This is a genomic window from Enterobacter sp. MG-EB028 (assembly GCF_056673305.1).
In genome coordinates, this window is record NZ_CP195079.1 from 1,093,581 (window position 1) to 1,109,138 (window position 15,558).

General features: G+C 53.5%; 15 protein-coding genes. 5 read left to right on the forward strand and 10 right to left on the reverse strand.

The features are described 5' to 3' along the window. Nucleotides 1-10: 10 nt before the first annotated feature. Entirely contained in the window at nucleotides 11-601 is a 591-nt protein-coding gene (gene yajL, locus ACR42C_RS05060; RefSeq protein WP_116341621.1) for a protein deglycase YajL, read from the reverse strand. Then, nucleotides 564-1,475: a 2-dehydropantoate 2-reductase gene (panE, locus tag ACR42C_RS05065; protein WP_316380337.1), complete on the reverse strand. Its 912-nt coding sequence runs from the start codon at nucleotides 1,473-1,475 to the stop codon at nucleotides 564-566. The genes yajL and panE overlap by 38 nt, the downstream gene beginning before the upstream one ends. Before the next feature lie 121 nt (nucleotides 1,476-1,596). On the opposite strand from panE, the gene ACR42C_RS05070 reads away from it, so the two are divergent. Next, nucleotides 1,597-2,088 (forward strand): YajQ family cyclic di-GMP-binding protein, encoded by a 492-nt coding sequence (locus ACR42C_RS05070; protein WP_023334701.1) that lies wholly within the window; start codon nucleotides 1,597-1,599, stop codon nucleotides 2,086-2,088. Nucleotides 2,089-2,119: 31 nt separating this feature from the next. On the opposite strand, the gene ACR42C_RS05075 is transcribed toward ACR42C_RS05070, so the two are convergent. From ACR42C_RS05075 to ACR42C_RS05110, 8 genes are all read right to left on the reverse strand, one after another. Further along, complete coding sequence (locus ACR42C_RS05075; RefSeq protein ID WP_479984844.1) at nucleotides 2,120-3,481, reverse strand: MFS transporter; 1,362 nt, start codon at nucleotides 3,479-3,481, stop codon at nucleotides 2,120-2,122. A 148-nt stretch (nucleotides 3,482-3,629) separates the two neighbouring features. Then, nucleotides 3,630-4,517: a heme o synthase gene (gene cyoE / locus ACR42C_RS05080; protein ID WP_479984845.1), complete on the reverse strand. Its 888-nt coding sequence runs from the start codon at nucleotides 4,515-4,517 to the stop codon at nucleotides 3,630-3,632. Nucleotides 4,518-4,528: 11 nt separating this feature from the next. Continuing rightward, nucleotides 4,529-4,855 carry a cytochrome o ubiquinol oxidase subunit IV gene (locus ACR42C_RS05085; RefSeq protein ID WP_006176899.1) on the reverse strand — a complete coding sequence of 109 codons (327 nt, stop codon included), beginning with the start codon at nucleotides 4,853-4,855 and terminating at the stop codon, nucleotides 4,529-4,531. Beyond that, entirely contained in the window at nucleotides 4,855-5,469 is a 615-nt protein-coding gene (locus ACR42C_RS05090) for a cytochrome o ubiquinol oxidase subunit III (RefSeq protein WP_003859057.1), read from the reverse strand. Before ACR42C_RS05090 ends, ACR42C_RS05085 begins: the two co-directional genes overlap by 1 nt. After that, nucleotides 5,459-7,450 carry a cytochrome o ubiquinol oxidase subunit I gene (cyoB, locus tag ACR42C_RS05095; RefSeq protein WP_116341615.1) on the reverse strand — a complete coding sequence of 664 codons (1,992 nt, stop codon included), beginning with the start codon at nucleotides 7,448-7,450 and terminating at the stop codon, nucleotides 5,459-5,461. The genes ACR42C_RS05090 and cyoB overlap by 11 nt, the downstream gene beginning before the upstream one ends. Before the next feature lie 16 nt (nucleotides 7,451-7,466). After that, entirely contained in the window at nucleotides 7,467-8,414 is a 948-nt protein-coding gene (cyoA, locus tag ACR42C_RS05100; protein WP_008503322.1) for a cytochrome o ubiquinol oxidase subunit II, read from the reverse strand. A 477-nt stretch (nucleotides 8,415-8,891) separates the two neighbouring features. Beyond that, nucleotides 8,892-10,367 carry a muropeptide MFS transporter AmpG gene (gene ampG, locus ACR42C_RS05105; RefSeq protein WP_116341613.1) on the reverse strand — a complete coding sequence of 492 codons (1,476 nt, stop codon included), beginning with the start codon at nucleotides 10,365-10,367 and terminating at the stop codon, nucleotides 8,892-8,894. 45 nt (nucleotides 10,368-10,412) lie between these two features. Continuing rightward, nucleotides 10,413-10,991, reverse strand: a complete 579-nt coding sequence (locus ACR42C_RS05110; protein ID WP_023310568.1) for a lipoprotein — start codon at nucleotides 10,989-10,991, stop codon at nucleotides 10,413-10,415. A 305-nt stretch (nucleotides 10,992-11,296) separates the two neighbouring features. On the opposite strand from ACR42C_RS05110, the gene bolA reads away from it, so the two are divergent. The 4 genes from bolA to clpX all read left to right on the forward strand — a co-directional run bounded on the left by bolA (nucleotide 11,297) and on the right by clpX (nucleotide 15,528). Further along, nucleotides 11,297-11,614 carry a transcriptional regulator BolA gene (gene bolA, locus ACR42C_RS05115; protein WP_003859051.1) on the forward strand — a complete coding sequence of 106 codons (318 nt, stop codon included), beginning with the start codon at nucleotides 11,297-11,299 and terminating at the stop codon, nucleotides 11,612-11,614. Nucleotides 11,615-11,944: 330 nt separating this feature from the next. Continuing rightward, nucleotides 11,945-13,243 carry a trigger factor gene (gene tig, locus ACR42C_RS05120; protein ID WP_014882773.1) on the forward strand — a complete coding sequence of 433 codons (1,299 nt, stop codon included), beginning with the start codon at nucleotides 11,945-11,947 and terminating at the stop codon, nucleotides 13,241-13,243. A gap of 260 nt (nucleotides 13,244-13,503) precedes the next feature. Continuing rightward, the gene (clpP, locus tag ACR42C_RS05125; RefSeq protein WP_014069126.1) at nucleotides 13,504-14,127 is read left to right on the forward strand and encodes an ATP-dependent Clp endopeptidase proteolytic subunit ClpP; all 624 of its coding nucleotides are present in this window, start codon (nucleotides 13,504-13,506) and stop codon (nucleotides 14,125-14,127) included. A gap of 126 nt (nucleotides 14,128-14,253) precedes the next feature. Beyond that, nucleotides 14,254-15,528 carry an ATP-dependent protease ATP-binding subunit ClpX gene (gene clpX / locus ACR42C_RS05130; protein ID WP_061099041.1) on the forward strand — a complete coding sequence of 425 codons (1,275 nt, stop codon included), beginning with the start codon at nucleotides 14,254-14,256 and terminating at the stop codon, nucleotides 15,526-15,528. The last annotated feature ends 30 nt before the right edge of the window (nucleotides 15,529-15,558 follow it).

A 15,558-nucleotide genomic window follows, 5' to 3' on the forward strand; every position in this document is an offset into this window, starting at 1 on the left:
GGGAGAACACCTATTCGTAATAATTATAAATTCCCGCCGGCATCACCAGCGATGACGCCACTTCGTAGGCCTTCTCGCGTCCGACCAGCAGGTCAATAATCTTTAAGCCAAAATCAATCGCGGTGCCGGGCCCCTGGCTGGTCAGCAGGTTGACGCGCGGGTCCCAGACGACGCGTTTATCCACCCAATGCTCTTCCGGGATGGTGTCCTTCAGCCCCGGGAAGCCGGTCATGTTGCCGATGGGGAAAATGTCGTGCGGAATAAGCACCGTTCCTGCGGCAGCGCAGATTGCCGCGACAATGCGGCCGGATAGATGAAACTGACGCACGGTCTCGACCAGCAGCGGGCTGTCGCGAAAACATTCCGCGCCTTTTAAGCCGCCGGGCAGCACGATGATGTCGTAATCGCCATCAGCAACCTGAACAAGCGGTGCATCTGCCAGAATTTTCACCCCTCGGGAACAGGTGATCGCCAGGCTGCCGTCGCTGGCAACGCTGGCGGTGGTGACCTTAATGCCGCCACGTACCATTAAATCAATGGTGGTGACCGCTTCCATCTCTTCGCTACCAGGGGCGAGGCAGATCAGTGCTGACGCGCTCATATTCACTCTCCTTACGTTTAACCAGGTCATACAGACGGGCGTTTTCCGGCACGGCGATGCCGTGCGCGCGGGCGCGCTTTAGCAGATATCCCGTGATGTAGTCGATTTCCGTGTGGCGTAAGGCCCGAACGTCCTGCAGCATTGAGGAGATGTTCTCAGCCGTACTCTCAATCACTTGCTCGACGTAACAGCGCAAATCCTCTGCTGAGGTGTGCAGGCCTTCTCGCTCAATTACCGACGCGACTTCCGCACACAGGGACGCCACCTCCTGCGGATGGTTTTTCAGCTCACCGTTCGGGCAGTTCCACAGCGCCGTCAGCGGGTTGATCACGCAGTTTACCGCAAGCTTACGCCACAGCTGAGGGTGAATGTTGTTATGCCATGCCACGTCCGGCAAAACCTTCTGCAGCACGTCTGCGAGATAGCTGTAGTCGCCATCCTGTGTCCTGGCCGGGCCGATGTGCGTCACGCCGCTGGCGACATGCACGATAATGTTGCCGTCGCGACGCGCGGCGTGGGTGGTGGTCGCCATCAGCAGAGGCTGCGGGACGCTTTTCAGCTCATCAAGGGTTCCCATACCATTGTGCAGGAGCAGAATGGGGGACGTGGGGGGGAGCTGCGCGGCCAGCGTCTTTACCGCGTCTGAAACCTGCCACGCCTTGAGCGTCACCAGCAGGAGGTCGCTTTGCGCCAGGAAATCAGGATCGTTTGCCGTGAGGGACTCGTTAAAAATGCTTCCGTCTTCACCAATCAGGTTGACACTGCAATAGGGCTGGGGCACGCGCAGCCAGCCCTGAACCTCATGTCCGTGCTTGCGCAGCGCGGTCAGCCACAGCTGACCAAGCGCTCCGCATCCGAGCACCGTAATTTTCATTGTTCCTCCTCACCTGCAACTGCGCCAGGTGTTACAGCTTAATTATACAGCTAAGCTTCTGTTGAGTTATGCCTCGTAGCGGGTATTATGCAACGCAACAAAAGTGAAGGGAGAAGAAAAGATGCCATCTTTCGATATTGTTTCCGAGGTTGATATCCAGGAAGTTCGCAACGGCGTTGAGAACGCAACACGCGAAGTTGAGTCACGTTTCGATTTTCGTGGCGTTGAGGCGTCGTTTGAGCTGAACGACGCAAATAAGACCATTAAGGTGCTGAGCGAGTCTGATTTCCAGGTGAATCAGCTGCTCGATATTCTGCGTGCCAAGCTGTTAAAACGCGGCATTGAAGGGACATCTCTGGACGTGCCGGAAGAGTTTGTCCACAGCGGTAAGAACTGGTTTGTGGAAGCCAAACTCAAGCAGGGCATCGAGAGCGCGGTGCAGAAGAAGATCGTTAAGCTCATCAAAGACAGCAAGCTGAAGGTGCAGGCGCAGATCCAGGGCGAAGAAATTCGCGTGACCGGTAAATCCCGCGACGATCTGCAGTCCGTGATGGCGCTGGTGCGCGGCGGCGATCTGGGGCAGCCGTTCCAGTTTAAAAACTTCCGCGATTAAGACTGAAAAGCCCGGTTTAACCGGGCTTTTTTTAGGCTTTAAGCGCCTGCTCGACCTCAAAGCGGTTGGTCACCTTGCTGTCTATTTTGACGTAAGCGCTCCGCTCTTCCGGGACAATGAACACCTCTGTCACGCCTTCTTTTGCTTCCAGACGCTGCTTCAGCGCATCGCTGATTTCTACATCATCCGGGATTTCTACCCGCAGGCTGCTCACATAGCGCGGCTCTTTCATGGTGCTGGCGACCAGCAGCCAGACTGTCGCCAGCAGCGCGCCCGCGAGAAACACGGTTTGTGAATCAAACAGGCCGTCGACCCAGCCACCGAGCGAGCCGCCGATCGCCACGCCGAGAAACTGGCTGGTGGAGTAGATACCCATCGCCGTGCCTTTGTAACCTGCAGGAGACTCCTTGCTGATAAGCGACGGCAGCAGCGCTTCCATCAGGTTAAACGCCAGGAAGAACAGCTGTACGCCAGCAACCAGCTCCCAGAAGTGCGGGCCGGATCCCCAGAGCACGATCTCGGCTATCAGCAGCAGCGCCACGCAGCCCACGAAGACGCGCTTCATTTTGCGCTTCACTTCGGCATAGATGATGAATGGCACGACGGAGACAAAAGATATCAGCATCGTGACCAGATAGATTTTCCAGTGCTCTGCGGCCTGGAAACCCGCTGCGGCAAGCTGGCCGGGCAGGGCGACAAAGGTCGACATCAGCAGAATGTGCAGGCACATAATGCCGAAATTCAGCTTGAGCAGGCGTGGCTCAACGAGCACTTTGCTGAAGCAGCCTTTGACCATGCCTGACTCACGGTTCAGAACGTGGTTTTTACTGTCCGGCACGACCCACAGAGTTAAGGCAATGCCGATGGTCGCCAGCACGGCAATCATCCAGAACAGAGCGTGCAGGCCGAGCGTATGGGTGATAATCGGACCGAGCACCATCGCAATCGCGAAGGTGACGCCAAAGCTCACGCCGATAAACGCCATCGCCTTCGTGCGGTTCTGTTCGCGTGTAAGGTCTGACAGCAGCGCCATAACGGCGGCGGCAATCGCGCCGGAGCCCTGGAGGGCGCGACCAAGAATAATCCCCCAGATGGAGTGGGAGAGGGCGGCAATGACGCTACCGAGAACAAAAATAAGCAGACCGCCGACAATCAGCGGCTTTCGACCCACCCGATCGGAGAGCAGACCAAACGGGATTTGAAATATCGCCTGCGCAAGACCGTAAATACCAATTGCCAGGCCAATCAGCGCCTCGCTGGCCCCCTGCAGCGCCATGCCGTACGTGGTCAGAACAGGCAGGACCATAAACATGCCGAGCATCCGTAGCGAGAAGACAGTCCCTAAGCCCCAGGTCGCGCGTAGCTCGCCTGGCGTCATTTTATAATCGTTCATTACCACCTCAGTTCAAAAGCAGGCCATAGTGTAGTGCGGGGAAGGGGCGGGGTAAATAAAGGGTTATTTAACAAATATTACATGCGTTATTAATGGATTTGATGAATAAAAAAGGGTGCCGAAGCACCCTTTTATTCACCTGCGAGTCTTACCAGACGTAAGTCAGCAGGTTATGTGAATCCGGCACCATAAAGTCTACGGACATCATCACGGATAGTGAAGTGATAGCAACGATAGAGAACACAAACAGCTTGCGCGCCCAGACTTTGTCATCTTCCACTTTGTATCCGCGCAGGGCCATACCGAGCCACCAGAAGCTCACCGCAGCCGCTACCGCCAGATATTTATACCCGGCGTAGCCACCCAGAGAGAGCATCAGCGTTGCCACGGCAAAAGCGATGATGTAGAGCGTGATGTGGTTCTTGGCAACCGAAATGCCCTTCACGACCGGCAGAACCGGGATGTTCGCTGCCTGATAATCCTTAAAGCGGAAAATCGCGATGGCATAGGAGTGCGGCATCTGCCAAAGGCTAAAGATAGCCAGCAGGATCAGCGCACCGCTGTCGAACTCGTTCGTGACCGCGCAGTAGCCAATTACCGGCGGCGCAGCGCCGGAGAGAGAACCAATCAGCGTGCCGTAGACGGAGTGACGTTTCATATACAGGCTGTAGACGCCTACATACACTACGAACCCCATCACCCCCAGCCAGCAGGCCAGCGGGTTAGCACCAAACCACAGCAGCATAAAGCCAGCAATACCCAGCAAGGTGGCGTACACCAGCGAGACGGAAGGGGCGATCAGGCCTTTAACCAGCACCCGATTTTTGGTCCTTTCCATCTTCTTGTCGATATCCATGTCGATGTAGTTGTTAAATACACAACCGGACGCAACAACCAGTGACACACCGACCAGCGTAGAGATAAAGAGGGCGTAATCAATGCTGCCTTTAGAGGCCAGCAGGAACCCTCCGATCACGGAGATCAGGTTGCCAAAGATGATGCCTGGTTTCGTTACTTGCAGGTATTGCTTAAACATACTCGCCGCTCTTAGTGAACCATCATGTTGTAGTTGAGGTTCCACATAATCCAGATGGAACCGACTACCAGGATAGCGATGATAATCACGGTAAAGATAAAGGCGGTCATATTCCAGCCTTCATCGGACTTGGTGTTCATGTGCAGGAAGCAAACCAGATGCACCAGAATCTGAATCACCGCGGTTACCAGGATTGCTCCCAGGATAACCGGCTTGGACGCAGAACCGCTCATCACCATCCAGAACGGGATCACCGTCAGGATGATCGACAGGATGAAACCTGTCATGTAGGTTTTTACGCTGCCGTGGGAAGCGCCATGATCGTTAGAATGACTCATTACATCGCCCCCATCAGATAGACAACAGAGAACACACAGATCCATACCACGTCCAGGAAGTGCCAGAACAGGCTCAGGCACATGATACGGGTACGGTTAGTGCTGGTCAGGCCGCGGCGGGAGATCTGGAACATCAGTACTGCCATCCAGATCAGACCCGAGGTCACGTGCAGACCGTGGGTACCCACCAGCGCGAAGAACGCGGACAGGAAGCCACTGCGATCCGGGCCGAAGCCTTCCATAATCAGGTGATGGAATTCATAGATTTCCATCCCGATAAAGCCAGCACCAAACAGCCAGGTCAACGCCAGCCAGGAGACAACCTGGCTCTTGTTGTTTTTGTACATGGCGATAGCCGCCATGCCGTAGGTGATGGAGCTGAATAACAGCAGTGCGGTTTCAACCAGAACGAACGGCAGTTCAAAGATGTCCTTGCCGGTCGGGCCGCCCGCTGTGCCGTTCACCAGAACGGCATAGGTCGCGAACAGACAGCAGAACAGAATGCAGTCGCTCATCAGGTAGATCCAGAAACCGAAGACTTTCGTCGGTCCTGTATCGTGGTGCGCATGTTCATGCGCGTGGGCAGTTGAGTGCGCCAGAGTATCAGTTGCCATTTTTCAGCCCCGCTTTAGAAATCTCGTCGAAATGCTGATTTTCCAGCTTTTCAACTTCACGGACTGGTACGTAGTAGTCCACGTCCTCGTCAAAGCTCTTCACAATCCAGCTGATTACGATGCCGGCGAAGCCAACAATCGCCATCCACCAGATGTGCCAGATCATTGCGAAACCAAATACCGTTGCGAAAGCGGCAATCACGATGCCCGCAGCGCTGTTTTTCGGCATATGGATCTCTTCGTAATGCTCAGGTTGCTTGTACGCTTCACCTTTTTCTTTCATTTCCCAGAAGGCATCACGCTCGTGAATGTGCGGCACTACGGCAAAGTTATAGAACGGCGGTGGAGAAGAGGTTGCCCACTCCAGCGTACGGCCACCCCATGGGTCACCGGTCAGGTCGCGGTTCAGGTTACGGTCACGGATGGACACGTAGTACTGAATCAGCTGGCACAGAATACCGCAGGCAATCAGCGCTGCACCGCCCGCTGCAACCATCAGCATTGGGTGGAACTGCGGATCGATCTGCTGGCTCAGACGACGGGTCATACCCATGAAGCCCAGCACGTACAGCGGCATAAACGCCACGAAGAAGCCAATGATCCAGAACCAGAACGCGCGTTTACCCCATTTTTCGTTCAGCGTGAAGCCGAACGCTTTTGGCCACCAGTAGGTTACGCCAGCGAAGCAGCCGAAGACCACGCCGCCGATGATAACGTTATGGAAGTGCGCAATCAGGAACAGACTGTTGTGCAGAACGAAGTCAGCGCCCGGTACCGCCAGCAGTACGCCGGTCATCCCACCTACGGAGAAGGTAACGATGAAGCCGATGGTCCACAGCATTGCTGAGTGGAACACGATACGGCCCTGGTACATGGTGAACAGCCAGTTGAAGATCTTCACCCCGGTAGGGATGGCGATAATCATGGTGGTGATACCGAAGAAGGCGTTTACGTTCGCGCCCGCACCCATGGTGAAGAAGTGGTGCAGCCAAACGATGAACGACAGAACGGTAATACACACGGTTGCCCACACCAGAGAGGTGTAACCAAACAGGCGTTTACGCGAGAAGGTTGCCGCGATTTCGGAGAACACACCGAAGACAGGCAGAACCAGGATGTACACTTCCGGGTGACCCCAGGCCCAAATCAGGTTGATGTACATCATCATGTTGCCACCCATATCATTTGTGAAGAAATGGGTGCCCAGATAGCGGTCCAGGGTCAGCAGCGCGATGGTGACGGTCAGAATTGGGAACGATGCGATAATCAGTACGTTGGCGCACAGAGATGCCCAGGTAAATACCGGCATCTTGAACATCGTCATACCAGGAGCACGCATCTTCAGGATGGTCACGAAGAAGTTGATACCGGTCAGGGTCGTACCGACACCGGAGAGCTGAAGCGCCCAAATCCAGTAGTCAACACCGACACCCGGACTGTACTCAATTCCCGACAGCGGCGGGTACGCCAGCCAGCCGGTCTGCGCGAATTCGCCCACACCCAGTGACAGGTTAACCAGGATAACGCCGACAACGGTGAACCAGAAGCTCAGGTTGTTCAGGAACGGGAACGCCACGTCGCGCGCACCAATTTGCAGCGGAACGACGACGTTCATCAGACCGATTACCAGCGGCATCGCCACGAAGAAGATCATGATAACGCCGTGAGCGGTAAAGATCTGATCGTAGTGGTGCGGCGGCAGGAAGCCGGCTTCGCCCGCAGATGCGAGTGCCTGCTGGCTACGCATCATGATCGCATCCGCAAAGCCACGAATTAACATGACGATACCGACGATGCAGTACATGATACCGAGTTTTTTGTGGTCAACCGAAGTCAGCCACTCATTCCACAGGTAGCTCCACTTACCGAAGTAAGTGATCAGGCCAACTAAGGCCGCGCCACCAATGATAATTGCAGCCACCGTAACCATGATAATCGGTTCATGGTAGGGCACTGCATCCAGTGTCAATTTTCCGAACATTTTCTTCCTCGGCCCCTTAGTGAGCGGTTTCCGCGTGGCTCATGTCCATGCCTTCCATACCTTCATGCGCGCTGTGCTCGCCTTCTGGCTGGGTCATGTCCATGCTCTTGCCGTGATCCATAAATTTGCCAATAACGTCTTTGAACAAATCAGGTTTCACGTTAGAGAAGTACTCCACCTTGTTGTATTCGCTAGGTGCAGCCACTTTTTCGAACGCCGCCATGTCAGACATGGTGTTTGGAGACTGCTTCGCTTTTTCAACCCACTGGTCGAAAGCGGCACGGTCCGGCGTCGCAATAGCTTTGAACTTCATACCTGAGAAGCCCGGGCCGCTATAGCTGGCGGAGATACCATCGTAGGTGCCTGCTTCATTCGCGATCAGATGCAGGTTCGTCTGCATACCGGCCATCGCGTAAATCTGGCTACCCAGACGCGGGATGAAGAAGGAGTTCATTACGGAGTTGGAGGTCACTTTGAACTGAACCGGAGTGTTCGCCGGGAAGGCGATTTCATTCACGGTAGCAATGCCCTGCTCTGGATAGATGAAGAACCATTTCCAGTCCATGGAGACCACTTCAATGGTAATAGGTTTTTCATCGTGAACCAGCGGCTTGCTTGGCTCAAGTGCGTGAGTGGTTTTCCAGGTCAGTACGGCAAGGAACAGGATGATCAGAATAGGCACCGTCCAGACCACAGCTTCCACTTTATTGGAGTGTGACCAGTTCGGGCTATACTTCGCATCTTTATTGCTCGCACGATACTTCCAGGCGAAACCAACAGCCATCAAAATGGCAGGAATAACCACAATCAACATCAGGCCAAAAGCCGTCAATATCAGTGAACGTTGTTCCAGTCCAATCTGTCCTTTGGGGTCTAGTAGTGCAGAATCGCAGCCACTGAGTAATACAGTACCTGCGAATAATGACAACCATCCCAAACTTTTATTGTATTTCCTGAGTCTCATTTAACGACCTCAATTCCACGGGAGTCTGGTGGCGTTTAAAGTGTGCGGGCATTTTACGGGAAGGTTACATTACTGTAAACATCATTAGGCCTGTGTCAGGAAGGTGTTACCGGGTTCTGCCGCACGTGTCACAAGTGTTGCAGATTATGTCGGTTTTTATGACCGAAGCCGCATGAGATGGGCTTTATAACGAAAGGACCCCCAAGCATACCCTAAAAGGGGCAATTGGTATAACCATTGTTAAAAATAAACAAAAAATTAACAATTAATTATCAATAAAAAGACATCTAAAAAACGAAAAATCAAACTTTCCAATGCTGAATCGTTTAATGAAAAATAGCAATTTGGAACCGGCTCCAATAATTTCCAAATCCTATCCCGCACAAAACAACAAATATTTTTTTAGCGGCTGATGGCTATTTCGCCGTTATAATTTCGGTTAGTGATTACAACGGGAAATAACCTTTCGCTTTTTCTTCAGGTCATCTGCGTTTTACGCAATGCCATAAAATCGAGCAGACCGCCCGTCAGGATCCCGGCGATGGCCAGCAGGGCTCCGGCGTCCAGCAGAAGGGCTTCGAGGGGGAGCGCCAGAGACGTACTGGCGTTAACAATAAGTACCACAAGCCAGAGCGCCAGCGCGGCGCAGCCCGTCATTAACAGACGTAACGCAAAACGGTAGGCGCGATGATATTCAGTGCGCGGCATAAAGTGTTCAGTCCGCTGGGTATATTCCAGCGTCTGGCGACACACCAGCAATAATAAAATCCCCGGCACGGCAGCCGCGACCGAGAAGAGATAAAACGTTGGCCAGCCGTGGGCTTCCACAAACCAGCCGGCAATCGGGCCTACGTACACGCGGCCAACGGCCGAGAGCGCCGAGAGCAGAGCGAACTGCGTGGCGGAAAATGACTTATTGCACAGGGTCATCAGCAGGGCAACAAACGCCGCCGTCCCCATGCCGCCGCAGAGGTTTTCGAAGAACACCGCTGCGGCCATGCTGATCGTATGTTTGTCGGTAATCGACAGCAGCCAGTAACCGGCGTTAGAGGCGCCCTGAAGAATGCCGAAGATCAGCAGCGCGCGGAACAGCGTCAGGCGCTGCATCAATACACCGCCATAAAGTGCGCCGACGATGGTCGCAAACAGCCCCAGCGTTTTGTTCACTACCCCCACTTCACCGGCATCAAAACCGACGCCGCGGATCAGGAAGGTGGTGGTCAGGCTCATGGCAAAGGCATCACCCAGCTTATAAAGGACGATGAGCAGCAGGATCAGCCAGGCATTGTTACGGCCAAAGAAGTCGCGCAGCGGTTCGGCCACGGCCTGTTCCAGTGAGCGGGGGACCGGAATGACGTCACTCGGTTCGGGAGCAAAGAGCGTTGCGATAATGCAGGGGATCAGCAGGGCGGCCATCAGCCAGTACATGCCCTGCCAGCCGAGGTAACGGTCGGCCAGCCACAGCGCCAGGCCGCCGGAGACCAGCATCCCGAGGCGATAGCCCAGCACGCTGATGGCCGCACCGGCCCCGCGCTCCTCGGCGGGTAAGACGTCCGTCTTCCAGGCGTCAAACACAATATCCTGGGAGGCGGAACAGAAGGCTATCACCACCGCAAGCGCGGCCATCCAGCGAAGCTGTGTGGTCGGTTCAAGGAAGCCCATCGCCGCAATCGCCAGCAGCAGCAGGACCTGCGTCATCACTAACCAGCCGCGACGACGTCCCAGGAACGGGGGCGTATAGCGATCCATCACCGGCGACCACAGGAACTTAAAGACATAAGCCTGGCCGACCAGCGAGAAGAAACCAATGGTTTTGAGATCGATGTTCTCGACCGTCATCCACGCCTGAAGCGTGCCGGAGGTGAGCGCGAGGGGTAAACCGGAGGCAAAGCCGAGAATCAGCAGAATCGCTGATTTCGGTTGCTGGAAAATGCGTAAGTAGTGACTGGACATGGTTTTATGAACTGACCCGGTGAAGCACCGGGTCAGTAAGCAGGATTAACGTGCGTTCTGCTTGATAAAATCGTGAATGCTGGTGTCCTGCGCCATATCGGCGATGGTATCCGTCAGCACGCTGTTAACGGCGTTAGCAATGTTCTGGTTGGATGCCTGGAACGCGCCTTCAACGGAGTAGCTGGCGCGGTAGTTTTTCGTCATCTTGTTACCGTTTTTCGCGGTGGCAATGATGGCGATATCCGCTTTGGTCGCGATGTTGTAGCGCACGTTGCCCTGAGACACGTCTGCATAAAGGTTGTTGACGATGATCTGCAGGTCAACCGCGCCGCTTGGGCCAATCATGTAGCCGCGAGCGGTCATTTGCTTCTCAAGCACTTCCTGCAGCAGGAAGCGCAGGTCGCGGGACGCGGTGAGGGTAACCTGCTGGTTATCGCGGGTCACTTTTGCCAGAGCCTGGTCCTGACGCTGATCGGCACCGTTAATGCTCACGGTGACGCCCATCAGGCTAGGGTCCTGCTGAGGCAGAGTGATTTTTGGTGAGACATCAATAGTGGTAGGCGGAGTCGCACAGCCTGCCAGCATAAAAAGGGCTACCAACGGAAAGAAGAGTTTTTTTAACATTTTCAGGTTCTCAACGAATCGTAAGCATAAAGAAAGAGAAATTGCCGCCATCATAACATCGACTACGGTCAGGGGAAGTGGTCAACGCATGTAAATTCATCGTCTTGTCTGAAAACTGACCAGCTCACCCTTTTTCTCCTCCCGCGAATGATGAAAGGAATGAGTCTCACAGTGAACTTCATTCGTTTGAATGAGAAAATTAGACGAAAGCTAAATATTTGTTGTCAAGGTGTAATGGAAACGGTAAAAGCGGCTAATATTTAAAGGGATGGGTGACATCTCAGCGTTGTCGGAGGAGTAATTTCATGATGATACGTGAACAGATAGAAGAAAAATTAAGGGCAGCGTTCAACCCTGTGTTCCTCGAAGTCGTCGACGAAAGCTATCGTCATAACGTGCCGGCAGGTTCTGAAAGCCACTTTAAAGTGGTTCTGGTTAGCGATCGCTTCACGGGAGAACGTTTCCTGAACCGACATCGCCTGATCTACAGCACCTTGACGGAAGAACTCTCCACAACCGTGCATGCGCTGGCACTGCATACCTACACCATTAAGGAATGGGAAGGCTTGCAGGATACGGTTTTCGCGTCGCCGCCCTGTCGAGGTGCCGGCACTATCGCCTGATAAATCGGATTTGCAACGGCCGGAGCTTTTCCAGTATGTTGCTTACAGATTTCCTCAAAACGGCCTCCGGGCCGTTTTGTTTTGTCTGAGTTTTGAGCGGATGGTGCGATTTTAAGGCTAAAAATAGCCTTAAAGTGTGAAAAAAGCCGCAGCAACATGCCCCAACCGTTCTCGACTCACCTAAGTGATGCCGCTATAATGCCGCGTCTTAATGAATGTCTTCGGGATGATTCTGGCGACAGGGAATGTGAATCTGCACTAAGAGAGCATCCCGGTATAACAGACAGATTCAGAGTTGACCGAGCACTGTGATTTTTTTGAGGTAACAAGATGCAAGTTTCAGTTGAAACCACTCAAGGCCTTGGCCGCCGTGTAACGATTACTATCGCTGCTGACAGCATCGAAACTGCTGTGAAAAGCGAGCTGGTCAACGTAGCAAAAAAAGTACGTATTGACGGCTTCCGTAAGGGCAAAGTACCAATGAATGTTGTTGCTCAGCGTTATGGCGCTTCCGTGCGTCAGGATGTGCTGGGTGAACTGATGAGCCGCAACTTTATCGACGCGATCATCAAAGAAAAAATCAATCCGGCGGGTGCACCAAACTACGTGCCAGGCGAATACAAACTGGGCGAAGACTTCACCTACTCCGTAGAGTTCGAAGTGTATCCGGAAGTTGAGCTGAAAGGTCTGGAATCTATCGAAGTTGAAAAACCGATTGTTTCCGTAACTGACGAAGACGTTGACGGCATGCTGGACACCCTGCGCAAGCAGCAGGCGAACTGGAAAGAGAAAGAAGGCGCTGTTGACGCGGAAGACCGCGTAACCATCGACTTCACCGGTTCTGTTGATGGCGAAGAGTTCGAAGGCGGTAAAGCGTCTGACTTCGTACTGGCAATGGGCCAGGGTCGTATGATCCCAGGCTTCGAAGACGGTATCAAAGGCCACAAGGCTGGCGAAGAGTTCACCATCGACGTGACCTTCCCGGAAGAATACCACGCTGAAAACCTGAAAGGTAAAGCAGCGAAGTTCGTCATCAACCTGAAAAAAGTCGAAGAGCGCGAACTGCCAGAACTGACTGAAGAGTTCATCAAGCGTTTCGGCGTTGAAGATGGTTCTGTTGCTGGCCTGCGTACCGAAGTGCGTAAAAACATGGAGCGCGAGCTGAACGGCGCTGTGCGTAACCGCGTGAAATCTCAGGCGATTGAAGGTCTGGTAAAAGCGAACGACATCGACGTTCCTGCTGCTCTGATCGACAGCGAAATCGACGTACTGCGCCGTCAGGCTGCACAGCGTTTCGGTGGCAACCAGCAGCAAGCGATGGAACTGCCGCGCGAGCTGTTTGAAGAGCAAGCGAAACGCCGCGTGGTTGTTGGCCTGCTGCTGGGCGAAGTGATTCGTACCCACGAGCTGAAAGCTGACGAAGAGCGTGTAAAAGGCCTGATCGAAGAGATGGCGTCTGCATACGAAGATCCATCAGAAGTGATCGAGTTCTACGGCAAGAACAAAGAGCTGATGGACAACATGCGCAACGTCGCCCTGGAAGAGCAGGCTGTTGAAGCGGTACTGGCGAAAGCGAAAGTGACCGAAAAAGCGACCTCTTTCAACGAACTGATGAACCAGCAGGCGTAATTTCGCCCTAACGGTTTAAAGTTTGAACAAAAAACCCGTTGCCCTCCGGCGACGGGTTTTTTTTATCGCAGCTTGGGTTCTTGAAGGGTGCTAAAACGCCCTTTCAGTGTTAGCGTTACAACAAAAGGTTGTTATGCTTGAAATAGGGCGTGGCGAACCCCATAAGTGTGTAATCACGATGATTGAGACTGGCTGATAATCCGTCCATAAGGTTACAATCAGTACAGCAGGTGTTTTCAATTTTGAACCAGGAGACGGAAATGTCATACAGTGGCGAACGAGATAACTTTGCACCCCATATGGCGCTGGTGCCAATGGTTATTGAACAGACCTCACGTGGTGAGCGTTCTTTCGATATCTATTCCCGTCTGCTCAAGGAACGCGTTATCTTTCTGACCGGCCAGGTAGAAGACCATATGGCTAACCTGATCGTGGCGCAGATGCTGTTCCTGGAAGCGGAAAACCCGGAAAAAGACATTTACCTGTACATCAACTCGCCTGGCGGTGTGATTACGGCGGGCATGTCCATTTATGACACCATGCAGTTCATCAAGCCAGATGTCAGCACTATCTGTATGGGTCAGGCTGCATCCATGGGGGCCTTCCTGTTAACCGCAGGGGCGAAAGGTAAGCGTTTCTGCCTGCCTAACTCCCGCGTGATGATTCACCAGCCGCTGGGTGGTTACCAGGGGCAGGCGACGGATATCGAAATCCACGCCCGCGAAATTCTGAAAGTAAAAGCGCGCATGAATGAACTTATGGCGCAGCATACAGGTCAATCTCTTGAGCAGATCGAGCGCGATACCGAGCGCGATCGCTTCCTCTCTGCTCCAGAGGCAGTTGAGTACGGCTTAGTCGACTCCGTATTGACCCATCGTAATTGATGCCCGCGACGCGAGTGTGCCGCTATACTAAAGTAGGGCGGCACGCTGCTTAATGCAGCTTGCGTCTTAGAATGGCATTTGCGTCGTCATGTGCGGCACAAAGAACTTAAAAAGAGGTTTGGACTCATGACAGATAAACGCAAAGATGGTTCGGGCAAACTGCTGTACTGCTCTTTTTGCGGCAAAAGCCAGCATGAAGTGCGTAAACTGATTGCCGGGCCGTCCGTGTATATCTGCGACGAATGTGTCGATTTATGTAACGACATCATTCGCGAAGAGATTAAAGAAGTTGCGCCGCACCGTGAGCGTAGCGCATTGCCAACGCCGCATGAGATTCGTCATCACCTTGACGACTATGTCATCGGTCAGGAGCAGGCCAAGAAAGTGCTGGCGGTGGCGGTATATAACCACTACAAACGTCTGCGTAACGGCGACACCAGCAATGGCGTGGAACTGGGCAAAAGCAACATTCTGCTGATCGGGCCAACCGGCTCCGGTAAAACGCTGCTGGCGGAAACGCTGGCGCGCCTGCTTGATGTTCCGTTTACCATGGCGGATGCCACCACACTGACCGAAGCCGGTTATGTGGGTGAAGACGTTGAGAACATCATTCAGAAGCTGCTGCAGAAGTGCGATTACGACGTACAAAAAGCCCAGCGCGGGATTGTTTACATTGATGAGATCGACAAGATCTCCCGTAAATCAGACAACCCGTCCATTACCCGTGACGTATCGGGTGAAGGCGTGCAGCAGGCGTTGCTGAAGCTGATCGAAGGTACGGTTGCCGCCGTTCCGCCGCAGGGTGGACGCAAACATCCGCAGCAGGAGTTCCTGCAGGTTGATACTTCCAAGATCCTGTTCATCTGCGGCGGTGCGTTTGCAGGCCTGGATAAAGTGATCTCCCACCGTGTTGAAACCGGCTCCGGCATTGGTTTTGGCGCAACGGTGAAGGCGAAGTCCGAGAAAGCCAACGAAGGCGAATTGCTTTCGCAGGTTGAGCCTGAAGATCTGATCAAATTTGGTCTGATCCCTGAGTTCATTGGCCGTCTGCCGGTTGTGGCAACGCTGAATGAGCTGAGTGAAGAGGCGCTGATTCAGATCCTGAAAGAGCCGAAAAATGCGCTGACCAAGCAGTATCAGGCGCTGTTCAATCTGGAAGGCGTTGACCTGGAATTCCGTGACGAAGCGCTGGACGCAATTGCCAAGAAAGCGATGATCCGTAAAACCGGTGCGCGCGGCCTGCGTTCTATCGTTGAAGCGGCACTGCTCGACACTATGTACGATCTGCCGTCGATGGAAGATGTTGAAAAAGTGGTTATCGACGAGTCCGTGATCGGTGGCCAATCCAAGCCGCTGCTGATTTACGGTAAACCGGAAGCCCAGCAGGCATCTGGCGAATAATTCACCAAATCATACAAGCAGTTAATCAAA